At 31.7% G+C, this 407-nt stretch carries 1 protein-coding gene; it reads right to left on the bottom strand.

Annotated elements, in window-relative coordinates; translation table 11 throughout:
- A partial coding sequence (locus AVBRAN12642_RS09800; RefSeq protein ID WP_336607745.1) for a hypothetical protein occupies nucleotides 1–407 on the bottom strand: 407 nt, incomplete at both ends.

Below are 407 nucleotides of genomic sequence, written 5' to 3'. Positions count from 1 at the left end.
ACAACCACATCACTTGTAGTATTATCTACACTAGGTGTATTTGTTTGAGTGTCAGCAACAAGTTTTAAGCTAGCTTCACCTTTAATATCAGTTCCAATTACGTTAAATGTAAACTTATAATCTCCAAAGTTATTGCAACCTAGTTCTGGAGTATACGCAAATTTACCATCAACAGCAAGAACTGAATCAGTTTTAATTAACTTATCATTATAAGTGATAAATACTTGCATTGCTTTAACACCACTAGCATTAATCTCACCTTTAAATAAAGGATTAGCATCTACTGTAGTTGAACCATTGCTAATTTCTTTTAAGTTATTGTGATCGCCTGATTCATCACCTTCAAATATAGATACTTTAATTCCATTTCCAACACTTGGAACAATTACTTCAGGAGTTGTTGTATT

It is taken from the genome of Campylobacter sp. RM12642 (genome assembly GCF_020137635.1).
Taxonomy (GTDB): Bacteria; Campylobacterota; Campylobacteria; order Campylobacterales; family Campylobacteraceae; genus Campylobacter_E.
This window is presented reverse-complemented; position numbering and strand designations above follow the sequence as displayed.